Raw genomic sequence first — 15,122 nt, 5'->3', positions numbered from 1 at the left:
AATTCCTTAAAACATTCAACGAAAACACTATCCATAATAATTTAAATTGATACTTAGTTTGCTATAACTAATAAGATGCACTATATTCCAGCATTAGGCCAGATAAATACTAGAATTTAGATGCGTTTACCCTGGAGAAGCGGCTTGGCACTAGCACAATTCTTTTTTTTGTGTTACAATCCGTTCGCTTTTTGCAATGCCTTGGGCGTTAAAAGCAGTAATTTTAAGTATAAATGAACCACACACTGCTCGGCACACTTTTTGGGTGCTTTGGATACAAAGTTAAAAAGTGGGAGCGGTGGCGGCGTAACCCTAACAAACGGAGAATATAAATGTCTTTAATGAAAGATATGCTAAAAGCAGGTGTCCATTATGGTCACCAAAAAAGATTTTGGAACCCTAAGATGGAATCATACATTTTTGGGATTAATCACGGTATTCACATTATTAACCTTGAAAAAACCGTTCCATTATTTGAAGATGCGATTAACTTTGTCGGCAAAACAGCATCAAAAAGAGGAAAGATTCTTTTTGTTGGTACAAAGCGCCAGGCACAAGAGATTGTTGCTGAAGAAGCAAGACGTTGTGGCATGCCATATGTGAATCATCGTTGGTTGGGTGGTATGTTGACAAACTACAAAACAATCCGTCAATCAATCAAGCGTCTGCGCAATCTTGAAAAAATGCAGGAAGAAGGCGTTTTTGAGCGTTTAACGAAAAAAGAAGCATTACATAATACACGAGAAATTGAAAAGCTTGAAAAAGCTTTAGGTGGTATTAAGGATATGGGTGGTCTTCCTGATGCAATCGTTGTGATTGACAGCAAAGAAGAGCATATTGCGATTGAAGAAGCAAAACGTTTGGGTATTCCCGTTGTTTCTGTTGTTGATACAAACTCTGATCCTGATAATATTCAATATGTTATCCCAGGTAATGATGATGCAGTTAAGGCGATACGCTTTTATTTAAGTCGTTTTGCTGATACGATCATTGATGCTAAACAGGCTGCAGCAACTGTTGCTGAAGCTCAGGTGGATGATGAGCAAGAAGCTTCTGAGTCTGAGAAAGAAGCATAATTTATCGTTGATGATGTTAGACTGCTTGTGAAGAACAGTTTGCAGCAGTGTAATAAATTTAATCGACTGTTTTTTAATTAAGAATTTGAGGGTATTTAAATATGGCAATAACAGCTCAAATGGTAAAAGAGTTACGTGAGCGCACAGGCGCTGGCATGATGGAATGTAAAAAAGCCTTGACAGCAACTGGTGGCGATATCGAAAAAGCGATTGATGAAATGCGTAAGTCAGGTCAGGCAAAAGCAGCAAAAAAAGCAGCACGTGTTGCGGCTGAAGGTGTTGTGTTGATGGCGCAATCAGGTAATAAGGCTATTATGATTGAAGTCAATTCTGAGACAGACTTTGTTGCGCGTGATGACAGTTTTAAAAACTTTGCTGAAGAAGTTGTTAAAGTGGCGGCTAATTCTGATGCAAAGTCGATTGAAGAAGTCGAAAGCTTAACACTTGAAAACGGCAGTACAGTTGAGCAGGCGCGTAATGACTTAATTGCAAAGATTGGTGAGAACATCAAGCTTCGTCGTATGGCTTGTCTTGAAGGTGAAACGCTCGGTCAGTATAGCCATGGTGGCCGTATTGGTGTTGTGGTTGCCTTAAAAGGTGGTGATGAAGCGTTGGCAAAAGATATTGCTATGCATGTTGCTGCATCAAGCCCATTAGTGGTTGCGCAAGATGACGTGCCAGCTGAGATTGTTGAAAAAGAAAAAGAAATCTTTGTTGCACAAGCACGCGAAAGTGGCAAGCCAGATGAAATCATTGAAAAAATGATCACAGGTCGTATTCGTAAATTCCTCGATGAGCAAAGCTTATTGGGTCAGCCATTTGTGAAAAATCCTGATCAAAAAGTTTCGCAGCTTTTAAAGGAAAACAATGCAAGCGTTACTGGCTTTATTCGTTTTGCTGTTGGTGAAGGCATTGAAAAAGAAGAAAGTGATTTTGCCCAGGAAGTGATGAGCCAAGTGCAAGGAGCTTAATCGTCGTGAAACCTGCCTTTAAACGTGTATTGATTAAATTAAGTGGTGAGCTTTTTGCAGGTGATCAAAATACTTTTGATGTAAATGCTGCAAAGCCCATACTCAATGTGATTAAAGAAGTTGTAGAAGCAGGTGTGGAGGTTGCAATTGTTATTGGTGGTGGCAATATCCTTCGAGGCGGGCGCGCTGCTTTTGGTCATTTAATTGATCGGGCAACGGCCGATACGATGGGTATGCTTGCCACAATCATCAATGGACTTGCCTTATCTGATATATTTAATATGATTGGTGTGCAAACACATGTTTTATCTTCACGTTCGATTGATGGTGTTGTCGAGGCAACAAACCACAAACGTGCGTGTGCGTTATTGCAGCAAAAAAAAGTTGTTATCTTTGCCGGGGGGACTGGTAACCCTTTTGTAACAACAGACAGTACAGCAAGTCTTCGTGCTTGTGAAATCAAGGCAGATGCAATATTAAAGGTGACAACGGTTGATGGTGTTTATGACCGTGATCCCAAAAAAGATGCTGATGCAAAACGCTTTGAAGCGCTAAGCTTTGATGAAGCATTGCAAAAACAGCTTCAAGTCATGGATCTTGCGGCATTTATACAGTGCCGCGATTTTAGTATTCCTATTTGTGTTTTTAGTATGAATGAGCCCCAAGCACTGATTCGCGTTATCAGTGGAGAAAAGCAAGGCACTTGGGTGAGAAATTAGGAGAAGCTCGTGATTAATGAAATTATTCAAGATGCCAAAAGCCGCATGGAAAAAAGTTTAGAGAGCTTACGCCATGATTTGGCAAAAATACGGACAGGCCGTGCGCATCCAGATATTCTTGCGCATGTGACGGTTGATTATTATGGTGTTGAGACACCCATATCACAAGCGGCAAACATTACAGTATTAGATGCAAGAACGCTTGGTATTACGCCTTGGGAGAAAGGGCTTTCAAGTAAAATTGAAAAAGCAATTTTAATGGCAGATTTGGGCTTGAACCCTGCAAACTTGGGTGATACCTTACGTATTCCCATGCCTGCACTTAATGAGGAAAGGCGCCGTGAACTTGTTAAGCTTGTGAAGTCTGAAGCTGAAAAAGGGCGCGTTGCAATACGTAATATTCGTCGTGATGCAAACTCTGATGTAAAGGAGCTGCTGAAAGAAAAAGAAATTTCTGAAGATGAAGCCAAAAAGGCTGAAGACAAAATTCAGAAGATTACGAATGATATGGTTGCCAAGGCTGATGATATCGCACAGCAAAAAGAAAATGATTTAATGGAAATATAGCCTGGATATGGCATTAACAAAAATGCCGCTGCATGTTGCCATCATTATGGATGGTAACGGCAGGTGGGCAAAAAGGAAGTTTTTTCCACGTACAGCTGGTCATAAAGCAGGAATTAAAAGTGTACGCCAAACAATTGAGTTCGCCGTTGAAAAGAAAATACCTTATTTAACGCTATTTGCTTTTGGTCGGGAGAATTGGCAGCGACCAAAAGAAGAAGTTGACACACTGATGGATTTATTTACCAAAGTTCTGGTTGATGAATTGCCAATGCTCAAAGATAATAATGTTAAGCTGGTCGTTGTTGGGGATAAATCCCGGCTATCAAATGCTGTGTTATCAAATATTGAAATAGCCGAAGTGGCAACAAAAGCAAATACAGGGCTGATGCTGAATATCGCAATAGATTATAGTGGTCAGTGGGAGATTGTTGAGGCAGCAAAAGAAATTGCCAAATCAGTGCTGGCGAATAAGATGCAAATAGATCAATTAGATGAAAATAGATTTGTGGATTTTTTACAACCAACTATCCAACAGCCGGTTGACCTATTAATTAGAACCAGTGGTGAGCAAAGAGTGAGTAATTTTATGATTTGGCAGCTGGCGTATGCGGAATTATATTTTTGTAAAAAACTATGGCCAGATTTTAGAAAAAACGATTTTCAGGCCGCATTAGATGACTACCAGTTGCGCAAACGCCGATTTGGTAAAACGGAAGATCAATTATAAAAGGGTTGGATGTGAAGGAACGGATAATTACAGGTGTTATTTTAGGTATTATCGTTCTATGGGCGATTTTCCGGTTAAACGCCACAATTTTTAATTTTATACTGGCAGTGATTTTACTGTTTGCCAGTTGGGAATGGGCAGCGTTTGCCGATGCAAAAGTGCTTTATAAGCGCATCATTTATTTATGTATTACAGCCGTTTTAATTTATTTAAGCAGATATGCACTTATAATCACATTAGTGCTGTCATGCCTGTTTTGGCTATTTTCGCTTGTGCTTATCAAAGGCTTTAATGCCGGTAGTCAAAAGCACTTGTCTATTTTACAGCGTTATATAATGGGCCTTTTTATTATCGTTCCGCTTTTTGATGCAATTAGTATTTTGCACACCAATCGCCCCTATTTATTACTAGTGGTTATGCTTATTGTAACCCTGGCAGATAGCGGTGCTTATTTTTGGGGTAAACATTATGGTAGACATAAGCTTGCCGTGAAAATCAGCCCCAATAAAACCATAGAAGGGTTATTTGGCGGTTTAGTCATCGGTGGGCTTGCTGGAACGCTGAGCTCTTTATTTATGGAGGCAAGTATCTTACAGCATCTTGTTTTGGTTATACTTTCCTTTGTGACTGTTTTAGTCGCATTGGTTGGAGATCTGCTTGAAAGTGCGATTAAACGCCAATGTGGTGTTAAAGATAGTGGCGCAATTTTACCAGGCCATGGCGGTGTTCTAGATAGGATGGATAGCCTGTTTGCAGCCTTGCCTGTATTTGTATTTATCAGTATATGCTTTGGGATTGTTCCCTTTTAGAAGATAGATAATGTTAAAGTTACTTTTTTAATCTGGGCTCGGTGGAGCTTTTTCATCGTTATAAGGCCTTAAAATTCGGCGTGATGCATGGAATCTGCCACCAAATCTTGCAATGCCTTCTTCCTGCATTGCTTTGGCGTGAATACGGAAATACTCATTAAGCTCATCCATTGAAATGATCTGGTAAATAACGCTAAGTGTCAGCTGGTCTTGCTTTGTTTGTTGTTGATCAAGATAGATATTGGCATCAATAAATCCTTTGAACTTCAACATTTCATCTTTATGATGATTAAGCCAGGTTAAATAGCGCTCAGCAATGCCTTTATCAACCTCTAAGTTTACTTGGTATAGTATCATCGTAAAATTCCTTTTTAATAACTTGATGGTTAATTTACTGCGTCTTCTGATTTTAAATCACGGTTAAGTAGGTGCATTACAGCTGCTTTAATTGGAAATCCCTCATAGAGAATTTTATAAATTGTTTCCACAATAGGCATATCGATGCCATGCTTTTGTGCAAGGCTAAAGACCGTATTTGTTGTTTTAATACCTTCTACAACTTGCTTTACTGCTTTGATTGCTTCTTCTTTTGAATATCCTTGACCCAGTAGAACGCCAAATCGACGATTTCTAGATTGGTCATCTGTACAGGTAAGGATTAGATCACCAAGACCGCTTAAACCATACAGTGTTTCTGATTTTCCACCTAAGCTGACCCCGAATCGAATGAGTTCTTTCAAGCCTCGTGTGATAAGGCCAGCACGCGCATTTGCACCAAATTGCAAGCCATCGGAAATCCCACATGCAATCGCCAACACATTCTTTACAGCTCCGCCAACTTCTGCGCCAGTGACATCCAATGATGTATAACAGCGAAACGTTTCACTATTAAAAAGTGTTTGAATGTGTTTGGCATATTGTGCATTTTGTGAGGCTGCTAAAATAGCGGTAGGTAGTTGTTTGGCAACTTCTTTGGCAAAGCTTGGCCCTGTTAATACACCAAAGGGTGTTTGTGGCAGTGCTTCATTGCAAAGTACATCAAGTAAGTTGTGGCTTTGATGGCAAAATCCTTTGGTTGCTGAGATGATGCCCTGGTGTTGTATAAAAGGCTTGATTTGTTGCAGTGTTTGTAAGAACCCTTTACTTGGTGTTGCAATAAGTATATCGCTACATTGATCAATATAGTGCTGCCAGTTGTTAACAGCATGTAATGTTTCAGGGAAAGGGGTATGAGGCAAGTAGGCTTCATTTGATTGTGTTTGGATCATTTGCTCGTTGTGTTCATTCCGGTAAGCATGTAAATAAACCTTATGGCTGTTGTTTGCCAGTTGAATAGCAAGTGCGGTACCCCAGGAACCGGCACCAAAGACAAGTATTGATGTAGACATGCGTCTCCTTTATATAGAATATCAAGCGATTATGGGTTATTGTAAATAAGTTTCGCCAAAAGATTAATTGCTTTGTAATGCTTGCTTGCCAGAAAGTATCTCAATTGCATCTTCTGGCATATCGATTGTGGTTGTGGGGAAAGCAATTTGCGCGCCATGAGATGCAATGATTTTACCAACTTCGATCATGATCGCATCTTGGGTTGCCTGGAATCTCACCCAGTTTGTTGTTTTAGTGAAGGTGTAAATCATAAAGTTAATAGAGTAAGCGCCAAATACACCTTCAGTACTTGAGCCCATGTTTGTGCTGCCATTAACAATGCAGACCAGCGTCGTTCTTGATTGGTCTATTGCTTTATGGTTTTTTAGCATATTGCGAATATCTTCTAAAATGGCAGGAAGCTTTTCAAAATCCTGATAGCGGATGCCAACATATTGCAAAATACGACGATTCTTCATGCGTGAAGCATTCACGATAGAGGCGTTTAAAAATGTTGAATTGGGCACATAGATTGGACGTTGATCAAACCCGCAAATCTGTGTTAAGCGAAAGCTTATTTTTTCAACGGTGCCCTGGATATCGCCACTTGTCGTGTAAATCCAGTCACCTACTGAAAAGGGGCGATCAATATAGATAACAAGTCCACCAAATAGATTTTTAATAAGCTCTTGTTGTGAAATTGCTAAAAAACCCGCAATAACTGTTGTCATTCCTGCTAAAGCGATTAAAGGGATATTTAGTGCGCTTAAGATGGTGAAAAAAGCTAACACCAAGATAACGCCCTGGGAAGCCTTATAACTTGTTTCAATCATGCTAAAATCGTTATAGCCGCCATCTGTTCGGGTATTTTTCTCTATAAAATAGTTTTTGACATTTTTAGCAAAAGAAAATAAAGCCCAGACGATGCATAAAATCACAAGAACTTTAATTACCATATAAGAGATATCAAGAACGGTTTGTACTGAATCTCCTTCCCAGTTGACTGTTTGTGTCACAATGATCCACAAGCCGATAATCCAGGTGATGATTCGTAAGGGCTTATTAATTGATTGATAGAAAAGTCTTAATATATTTGATTTTTTGCTGAGTTTTTTTGCAAATATGGCCAGGGCTATGCGAATAATAATGTTAACGACGATGACTGAAATTAAAACAATTAAGACATGTACGATCGGAATAAGCCAGGGAGATAGGTATTGCTGCAGTAATTCATCATTCATAAACGATCCTTGCATCTGTTTCCAAGTGAGTGTTAACTATTATTGTAGGGAACCTGTTTCGTTCGTCAAGTGTTGGGTGAATTTTTGCCAGCGCTGATTAAATATAGATTCATCTGATTGCGGTTTTTGTTTAAGTTTGGCCAGCGTGCTATCAATGCCAGAGAAATCATTGCCAATAATGGCAATATCACCGCCTGCTTCAAAAAACTTTTGACAAGCATCAAAAGTGCTCTTACTGGCATTTGTTGCAGCAAACATTCCCATGTCATCGCTAAAGATAATGCCATTAAAGCCAAGCTTTCCTCTTAAGTAGTCGGTTAACCAGAATCGTGACATTGAAGCGATTGTCTGGTCAATCCTGGGAAATTGAATATGGCCGACCATCACGCTATCAGCAAGCTTGTTATTGATAAGTGTAATAAAGGGTTTAAGTTCAGTTTGTTCTAAGTCCTTTAAGTTTTGGTTGCTGCAGGCAACTTCAAGATGAGAGTCTTCTTGGATAAGTCCATGACCTGGAAAATGCTTTAAAACACTTGGCATGCCATGTTTGTGCAGTGTTTGGATATAAGATTGTGCTATGTCAATGACTTCTTGTGGATCATCAGAAAAAGCACGCTTAGCAATAACACGACTGTTTGGATTATATAAATCAACAACAGGTGTAAAACTTAGATCAACACCGTGCGCTTTAAGCTCACTTGCTAATATGCTTGCGTGATTTTTAATGTCAGCTTGAGTGCTGTTTTGTAAACTAAAGGGTGGGGCAAGTGTTGAGAATCCGTCACCTTGGAAGCGCTGAACACGACCACCTTCATGATCAACACTGATAATAAGATCATGACGTAATCGTTTGATCTGGTGTGTTAGATTTTTAAGTTGCAGGCTGTTTTCATAATTTCGTTTGAACAGGATTACACCAATCACCTGTGGATTTGTTAGGCGGAAAATATCTTCTTTAGATAAATAAGTCGACTCAATTCCAATAATAAAATGTGTCATCATCTTTTATCCATTTAAAAGGCGGTTATGATGAATGGCTTGCCGTTTCTGCAGGCTTTTTCAGTGGATATAGGCCAATAGGCGCCTGTTGCTTTAATTGCTGTGCGTCAGTAGTTGGTTGTGTTGTTGTACCTTTATCAGCCAAGTCTTGTGTGTTATTGTTATCCAAGGTTTTTTGTTGCGACTGTGTTGTTGTATCACCTGTTGTGGTATCTTGGCTTGAAGATGTGTTTATAGGTGAAGGTAATGTAATAACGCTTTGTTTTAGTGCATTGGCTTTTTCTTCCAGGTATAGCTGGTAAGCAGTGTAGCCTAAAACAGCAAGTAAGATAAGAATCATCAGCCGGTTGAAATAATCAAATGCCTTAAGTTTTCCTCTACGGGAGCGTTTATAGTCTAAATAATCAATGCGGTTAAGAAGACTGACAATTTTCTTTTCTGGCATTTGCAGGCATTCGGCATATTTACGAAAATAGTTTTTTAATGAAGGGGTGGGTAAATTAAGCGAAAATAAATCGTCAGTATCCTCTAACATTTGTATAGTCTGGGCAGAGAAGCCCATTTTACTTGCAACACCTTCAATGGTTAGTTTTTGCTTCTCACGTAGTTGTTTGAGTTGACGCTGGTAGTTTTTCATAAATTCAACTTTTTCACCTTCACTAGATGTCAGTATAATAAGCCAGCTTGCAGGCTTCAATAGTTTTCAGTAAGCTTATTTTATGCTTTTGGGGCAATAGGTGAAAATTAGATGAAAGAAGCCATCAAAATTAGATCAGCATCACTTGAGGATGCTGAAGGTATTCATAGGATATTGCAACGACCTCAAGTGATGCGCAATACTCTGCAATACCCTGCAATACCCTTTTCGTGATATCAAGCACACAAAGAAAAACTTGATCATCATGATAATAACCTTATAAACCTTGTGGCAATCACTGATGATAATATCGTGGGGAATGCAGGATTTGTTATGTGTGAAAAGTTGCGTCAAAAGCATATGGCTGAACTGTTTATTGCGATTGACCCTGATTATCAGGGTCAAGGCGTTGGCAGTGCATTGATGAGCACAATCATTGATTTGGCAGATAACTGGTTGCATCTTACAAGATTGCAGTTGACGGTTTTTTGTGACAATCACATAGCTATTGGTCTGTATGAGAAATTTGGTTTTGTAACCGAGGGGAAATTAAGCAATTTTGCCTTTACAGAAGGCCAGTTTCTCGATGCATTAATAATGGCCAGAGTGGTGAATTGATACTCAATGTAAGTTTGTGTGTAATGAAAGAATCAAAATGTGGCAAAGTTATCCCTTTTTTGTGCTAAAAACAGATGAAAATTGTAAAAAGATGTAAATTTAATTGTGACAGCATTGTTATTGGCTAAAAAATCGATTAATCTTTCTTTTTGTACTGTAAAACCAATAATGTTTCATAATTAGGGGGAAACAAAATGGCTGCAACAATGCATTATAAATTGAAACCAGATGAAAGCTCAGCAGAGACATTTCCATTGCGGGAAGTAGTTCGAAAGCGGGTTCAGCAGTTTTATAAGAGTATTAGTCAAGAAGGCCTAAGGCCAGAAGATGTCTATCAGCTTATTATGGAGGAAACCGAGTGGCCAATGATTGAGGCGACGATGGAGTTTACCGGTCATAATCAAAGCCGATCTGCACGTATTTTGGGCTTAAATCGTGGTACTTTTCGTAAAAAGCTGGAGCAATACAGCGCGCTTCACGATCCGAAAGAAAAATACTAAGACTCATCGTTAAAGTAATTTGTCAGCGAAAGTGTTTTTTTACGCGTAAATATCAAAGCGATTTGCTTTACCAATGATTTGGCTTGTTGGGGTTTTTTGTCCCAAAAAGTCACTATGTCTTGGTCTTTTCACAATGATTTTTGCGTGGGGCAGTTTTTTTGCCTGCTCAAAAAGCATTGTATCGTTGTCTGGACTTGTCTGGACTAACTGGTGCAAAAGCTGCATGTTCTTTTTAACCTTTGCAGATTTTTTGCGTGAAGGAAACATCGGATCTAAATAAATGATATCAAAGGTTGTTGTCATTTCTTTGGTATGGATGATGGCGTTTTGATTTACGATTGTAATTTTCTCAGCGATGTGTGTTAGTTGAGGATTTTTATTTGCCCGGAAAAGACCATCTTTAAGCAAGCAAAAAACATAAGGGTTTTCCTCGATTGAGATGACGGTATGTCCTCTGGCTGCTAACGTAAAACTATCTGTGCCAAGACCTGCTGTCATATCCAGTATATGAAGTGCTTTCTTTTTCTTTCCTTCTACGGCCTTGATAATGCCAGGCTTTGCTGTTTGCGGATTTATTCTTTGCTGGATGTCTTGGCTTGTGAAATCAACGTTTAAAGATAAAGGTGAATTTGCAAGAAATAAGGTCAGTTTATCATCCTTAAACCCAAGAAAAAATCCATTATCAGGTGCGGTGGTTACAAGGGTATAAGCTATATTTTCACCTTCGAGCAAATCAGCTAAAAATTGCTGTTGAGCCTTTGTGGTTGTATAGATGGTTATCATGATTATTTTTTGGCTCTGGGGTGGGTTTGGTCGTAGATGTCAGATAAGTGTTGAAAATCTAAGTGCGTATAAATCTGTGTTGTCGAAATATCACTGTGGCCTAGTAATTTTTGTACGGCAACAAGATCTTTAGATGATTCAAGTAAATGGCTGGCAAAAGCATGGCGCAGCATATGTGGATGAATATGCCTATCAGCGTAATATTGTGCAAATTTTTCAAATCGTTTTTGTACCGTTCTAGGCGATATGCTTGGGGCTGATTTTCCTGGGAAAAGGCATTCATTTTGTAAAGCAAGCAATTGTCTTTTGGTAAGCCATTGTTGAATGGCGTTTATTGCATGGGAACCAATAGGTACAATTCGATCTTTATTGCCTTTTCCTGTAACATGAATAATACCTTGGCTAAAATCGATGTCTTGAAGCTTGATATTCACAAGTTCACTTAGGCGTAAACCGCTACCATAAATGAGCTCTAACATGGCAAGATCACGTATTAATAGCGTGTCATCTGTTTTTATATTTAAGGCCTGTTGCATTTGATCAACATCAAGTGTTTTAGGCAGTTTTTTTGCAGCCTTAGGGGCCTTAATGCCATAGGCTGGGCTATGTGGTATTTTCTCAAGTACAACAAGGTGGTTGAAAAACGACTTTGCAGCACTTAAGCTGCGCTGGATTGTTTTTGGAGACAGATTTTTACTGTGTAAACCCTTAAGCCAGCTTTTAATATGCAGGTTTTGTATTGTTTGAAAAGACAGGTTGTTTTTCTTGCAGTAGTCTATGAGTTTATCAAGGTCTCGTTTGTAGTTATCAATGGTATGGTCTGAATAATTTTTTTGCTGCTTAAGATAAAGTAGGAAACTATTGATCTCATTTTGCATCAGTTATGATTGTACATTTAAAAAGTCTTTAGTTGAAGTATATACCCATCACAAACCATTTTACAGTATTTCTGTAGTATTCCTTGCTTTGCATTTTATCAGTGACTTTGATAGAGGTGGTAATGTACAATTCAATGACTTGAATACGTTATACCACTTAATATGATGAAAACAGCGATCTTATTTATTAACGGCGAGGTTAATATAGCTTTTTGCCAAAACTATATTCTAAAGCATTACCCGGGTTTGCCGCTTTATTGTGCAGATGGCGCTTATGATAAAGTAGTGGGTTCTTTGCTTGATAAATACATTGAAAAGGTAATCGGAGATGGAGACTCTATTGATAATGCGAATTTACATCACCATGATTATATTTTAATACCGGATCAATATGCAACGGACTTTGAGAAAGCATTGTCGTTTTTGCACCAGTCAGGCTATCAAAATCTCATTGTTTTTGGTGCAGCAGGTGGCGAGCTTGATCACTGTTTTGCTAACATTTCTTCTGCATTAAAGCTTAATAATCAACTGAATTTGACATTTGTGGATGCATATAGTTATGCTTTTTTTCTCAATCCGCAGACAAAGCTTTCTCATGTAAAGGGGAAAATGATTTCAATTATGCCGTTGTGGACGTTGGATAAAATTACTTTGACAGGATGTCGCTACAACTTATCAAATCAAAACTTGTCTTTTGGGGAGAGTGTCGGTATCCGAAACCATGCAATAGCAGCTGAGGTATGTATTAATTATGAAAGCGGGAATGGGTTAGTATTTGTGTCACATAATAATTATCATGGGTATGAAAAATAGTCATTTCTTAAGGTTTTTTTAAGTTTCATCAGTAATAGTGATGATGCTGGCTGATGCGGTTACTTTTCTTCTCAACTGTTTATCAAATCAAATTAGCCAGCAGAAGTGGTATATTGCAATTGCAGCATTTTTTTTTTGTGGTACTATAATGGAACTTCGAGGAAAAGGAGTGGAAAATGTATACGCTTTATCATAATCCACGTTGTAGTAAATCACGTGCAGCACTTGAGTATCTGCAGCATAATAATATTGATGTTAAAGTGCATGAATATTTAAAATCACCTTTGACACATGATGAGCTATTAAGGCTATATCAAAAGCTTAATCAGCCCATTGTGCAGATGATTAGAATAAACGATGATGCGTTTAAAGCGATGGGGTTGAAACTTGATACACTGGGTGTTGATCAAGGAGTAGAGATTTTATGTGATAACCCAGTATTATTGCAACGCCCCATTTTGGAAGGCGGTAATTTTGCTGTTATTGGTCGACCATTGGAAAATATTATTGAAGCATTAAACCTGTCAAAGGGTTGAGTTTATATCCTACAGCATGTAAGATATTTCTTAGGTAAATTCAGAGATTTGCTATTTTGATTTAACAGTGGGCTTGAGATAATGAACTGGCAAGGCAGGAAGCCTAAACTCAAAAAAGACACTCCCCCTTGTTATGAAGAGTTTATTACATGGATGTTAACCAGTTTTAAGTTCAAGGTTTTAACATGTTTACAATATAATAGGCTTGTCTATTAGGTTTTTCTGTTTTATCCTTTGGCAAAAATTCAGTGGTTTTGACATGCCGAAATCTTCACCAAAATTTTCCATGTTAGTTGCGCCTATTTTAAGTATGGCTATTTTAACCGTAGGTAATACTTTTTATACAACCTATACAACGATAGAATTATCTCATATGGGGGCGTCAAACTGGGTTGTTGGTATCGTATCATCAGCGTATTTTGCTGGAATGATGTTTGGCTCTTACTTTACACAGAAATTAATTTTAAGAATTGGCTATATTCGTGGCTATGTTTTATTTGCAAGTGTTATGGCTGTCGGTTCCATGTTGCAAGGTGTGATTTATTCGCCACTTGCATGGGCAGGTTTTCGGTTTATCTGTGGGTATTCATTAGCAGGATTATTCATTGTGGTTGAAAGCTGGTGTTTGGAAGGTGCAGGCTCAGAATACAAGGGACGAGTACTTTCTATTTATCTTCTAATTTATTACTTTTTTCAAGCCTCTGGTCAATTCATGTTAAACATTGAATTTGCAAGTGTTTTACTGGCTTTTTGTATTATTTCAATGCTGGCGTCAATTTCGATTATCCCTGTGAGTATTACACGTTTTGAAATGCCAAAGCAGGAAAAGACTGAATTACTATCACCATTTGTATTGTTTAAAAAAGCGCCATTGGGTATTTGGGCAGCATTTTCATCTGGTGTGATATTAGGGTGTATTTATACGATTTATCCGCTTTTTTTAAAACAGGCAAATTACCCAAAAGAAGCCGTTGCATCGATGATGTTTGCGATTATTCTAGGTGGTGTTATTTTGCAAGTCCCAATCGGTAAGCTTTCAGATTTTAATGATCGCCGTAAAGTATTGCTTGGTGTTTTAATCAGTGCATTAGTTATTTCGATTTTAATCGGTATATTGCCTCACGCTTTTTGGCAGATGATGATTTTTTCATTTATTTTAGGTGGTTTGACTTTTACGATTTATCCTATTTCAATCAGTTATTCAAGTGACTACCTAGATGCAAGCCAGCTTGTCGGGATATTGGGATTATTAGCCTTATCCTATGGTATTGGTTCAATGATAGGTCCTGTGCTTGTGACCTGGTTTATGTCAATTTTTGGCCCTTATGGGTTCTTTACTTTTATTGGTTTGGTATGTGTCTTTTTAATCATCTACACAGCATGGCGATTATACGCCAATGTGAAAGTGGTGAAAGAAGAAGACAAGGTTCAGTTTCAAAGCGTTGCACCAGAAGCTTCTGTTGCGACAGAAGTGGTATATGAGCAACAGCTTATTGAGGAAAAAATCAGTACGGAAGAAGTACAAAATAAGCACTAGAGCTCCAGGTCGTTGAGTACTAAGTAACCGTGTTGTTACTTATGCACTAATGGCACTAAGTTAAGCCGCATTTTTGTATAAACCTCGAGCTTTTTTTAGTGGAGGATATGCCTTTGTTCTGCGTTTTCTGCACCGAGGCTCTTTGCGTCCTGTTCTGTTGGCGACCTGTTTATGGACAATGATTTTAAACAGTTGTCTGAGTATTTCCGGATCGTCTTTGCAGAGTAAATCAGTCTGTGAAAATATCCGTATACTTTGTAATGTAAGCTTAAAACTTAAACTACAAGGCAAACGATCGTGCGCCAGTGCAGCTTGAGCCATAACCCTTCGTATGAGATTATAT

Annotated in this window: 17 protein-coding genes and 2 pseudogenes; 11 read left to right on the top strand and 8 right to left on the bottom strand. The window is 38.5% G+C overall.

All coding sequences use genetic code 11. The annotated features are described in order from the left end of the window. The first annotated feature begins 332 nt into the window (after nucleotides 1-332). From rpsB to DNK84_RS06940, 6 genes are all read left to right on the top strand, one after another. Entirely contained in the window at nucleotides 333-1,076 is a 744-nt protein-coding gene (rpsB, locus tag DNK84_RS06965; RefSeq protein ID WP_119343829.1) for a 30S ribosomal protein S2, read from the top strand. Nucleotides 1,077-1,177: 101 nt separating this feature from the next. Next, the gene (tsf, locus tag DNK84_RS06960; protein ID WP_119343828.1) at nucleotides 1,178-2,047 is read left to right on the top strand and encodes a translation elongation factor Ts; all 870 of its coding nucleotides are present in this window, start codon (nucleotides 1,178-1,180) and stop codon (nucleotides 2,045-2,047) included. 5 nt (nucleotides 2,048-2,052) lie between these two features. After that, nucleotides 2,053-2,766 carry a UMP kinase gene (gene pyrH / locus DNK84_RS06955; protein ID WP_119343827.1) on the top strand — a complete coding sequence of 238 codons (714 nt, stop codon included), beginning with the start codon at nucleotides 2,053-2,055 and terminating at the stop codon, nucleotides 2,764-2,766. 9 nt (nucleotides 2,767-2,775) lie between these two features. Then, nucleotides 2,776-3,333, top strand: a complete 558-nt coding sequence (frr, locus tag DNK84_RS06950) for a ribosome recycling factor (protein ID WP_119343826.1) — start codon at nucleotides 2,776-2,778, stop codon at nucleotides 3,331-3,333. A gap of 7 nt (nucleotides 3,334-3,340) precedes the next feature. After that, nucleotides 3,341-4,060, top strand: coding sequence for a polyprenyl diphosphate synthase (uppS, locus tag DNK84_RS06945; protein WP_119343825.1), 720 nt, complete (start codon nucleotides 3,341-3,343; stop codon nucleotides 4,058-4,060). Between the two features lie 11 nt (nucleotides 4,061-4,071). Further along, a complete protein-coding gene (locus DNK84_RS06940; RefSeq protein ID WP_162902286.1) occupies nucleotides 4,072-4,869 on the top strand; it encodes a phosphatidate cytidylyltransferase in 798 nt (265 codons plus the stop codon). A gap of 27 nt (nucleotides 4,870-4,896) precedes the next feature. On the opposite strand, the gene DNK84_RS06935 is transcribed toward DNK84_RS06940, so the two are convergent. The 5 genes from DNK84_RS06935 to DNK84_RS06915 all read right to left on the bottom strand — a co-directional run bounded on the left by DNK84_RS06935 (nucleotide 4,897) and on the right by DNK84_RS06915 (nucleotide 9,114). Next, complete coding sequence (locus DNK84_RS06935; RefSeq protein WP_119343823.1) at nucleotides 4,897-5,226, bottom strand: DUF4286 family protein; 330 nt, start codon at nucleotides 5,224-5,226, stop codon at nucleotides 4,897-4,899. 29 nt (nucleotides 5,227-5,255) lie between these two features. Next, complete coding sequence (locus tag DNK84_RS06930) at nucleotides 5,256-6,257, bottom strand: NAD(P)H-dependent glycerol-3-phosphate dehydrogenase (RefSeq protein ID WP_119343822.1); 1,002 nt, start codon at nucleotides 6,255-6,257, stop codon at nucleotides 5,256-5,258. Between the two features lie 63 nt (nucleotides 6,258-6,320). Further along, the gene (locus DNK84_RS06925; protein ID WP_162902285.1) at nucleotides 6,321-7,478 is read right to left on the bottom strand and encodes a mechanosensitive ion channel family protein; all 1,158 of its coding nucleotides are present in this window, start codon (nucleotides 7,476-7,478) and stop codon (nucleotides 6,321-6,323) included. 39 nt (nucleotides 7,479-7,517) lie between these two features. Continuing rightward, entirely contained in the window at nucleotides 7,518-8,480 is a 963-nt protein-coding gene (gene nagZ / locus DNK84_RS06920) for a beta-N-acetylhexosaminidase (RefSeq protein WP_119343820.1), read from the bottom strand. A gap of 22 nt (nucleotides 8,481-8,502) precedes the next feature. Continuing rightward, nucleotides 8,503-9,114 carry a helix-turn-helix domain-containing protein gene (locus DNK84_RS06915; protein WP_162902284.1) on the bottom strand — a complete coding sequence of 204 codons (612 nt, stop codon included), beginning with the start codon at nucleotides 9,112-9,114 and terminating at the stop codon, nucleotides 8,503-8,505. Between the two features lie 273 nt (nucleotides 9,115-9,387). Here DNK84_RS06915 and DNK84_RS06910 point away from each other — a divergent pair. Together DNK84_RS06910 and DNK84_RS06905 are read left to right on the top strand one after the other, a co-directional pair. Beyond that, nucleotides 9,388-9,732, top strand: a pseudogene (locus DNK84_RS06910) (GNAT family N-acetyltransferase); the annotation flags it as partial. Nucleotides 9,733-9,938: 206 nt separating this feature from the next. Further along, complete coding sequence (locus DNK84_RS06905; protein ID WP_235826848.1) at nucleotides 9,939-10,232, top strand: helix-turn-helix domain-containing protein; 294 nt, start codon at nucleotides 9,939-9,941, stop codon at nucleotides 10,230-10,232. A 39-nt stretch (nucleotides 10,233-10,271) separates the two neighbouring features. Here DNK84_RS06905 and DNK84_RS06900 read toward each other — a convergent pair whose 3' ends face one another. Continuing rightward, nucleotides 10,272-11,015 carry a class I SAM-dependent methyltransferase gene (locus tag DNK84_RS06900; protein WP_119343816.1) on the bottom strand — a complete coding sequence of 248 codons (744 nt, stop codon included), beginning with the start codon at nucleotides 11,013-11,015 and terminating at the stop codon, nucleotides 10,272-10,274. Nucleotides 11,016-11,017: 2 nt separating this feature from the next. Then, nucleotides 11,018-11,893, bottom strand: coding sequence for a tyrosine recombinase XerC (gene xerC, locus DNK84_RS06895; protein WP_119343815.1), 876 nt, complete (start codon nucleotides 11,891-11,893; stop codon nucleotides 11,018-11,020). 165 nt (nucleotides 11,894-12,058) lie between these two features. Between xerC and DNK84_RS06890 the strand changes: the two genes are divergently transcribed. The 3 genes from DNK84_RS06890 to DNK84_RS06880 all read left to right on the top strand — a co-directional run bounded on the left by DNK84_RS06890 (nucleotide 12,059) and on the right by DNK84_RS06880 (nucleotide 14,779). Continuing rightward, nucleotides 12,059-12,706 carry a thiamine diphosphokinase gene (locus DNK84_RS06890; protein ID WP_162902282.1) on the top strand — a complete coding sequence of 216 codons (648 nt, stop codon included), beginning with the start codon at nucleotides 12,059-12,061 and terminating at the stop codon, nucleotides 12,704-12,706. 176 nt (nucleotides 12,707-12,882) lie between these two features. Then, nucleotides 12,883-13,242 carry an arsenate reductase family protein gene (locus DNK84_RS06885; protein ID WP_119343813.1) on the top strand — a complete coding sequence of 120 codons (360 nt, stop codon included), beginning with the start codon at nucleotides 12,883-12,885 and terminating at the stop codon, nucleotides 13,240-13,242. Nucleotides 13,243-13,501: 259 nt separating this feature from the next. Beyond that, complete coding sequence (locus DNK84_RS06880) at nucleotides 13,502-14,779, top strand: MFS transporter (protein WP_119343812.1); 1,278 nt, start codon at nucleotides 13,502-13,504, stop codon at nucleotides 14,777-14,779. 60 nt (nucleotides 14,780-14,839) lie between these two features. Here the strand turns inward: DNK84_RS06880 and DNK84_RS14610 are convergent. Next, nucleotides 14,840-15,122, bottom strand: a pseudogene (locus tag DNK84_RS14610) (IS4 family transposase); the annotation flags it as partial.

The organism is Facilibium subflavum, from assembly GCF_003574485.1.
GTDB lineage: Bacteria > Pseudomonadota > Gammaproteobacteria > Francisellales > Francisellaceae > Facilibium > Facilibium subflavum.
Note: the sequence above shows the minus strand (reverse complement) of the source record. Positions and strands in the feature narration are given on the sequence as shown.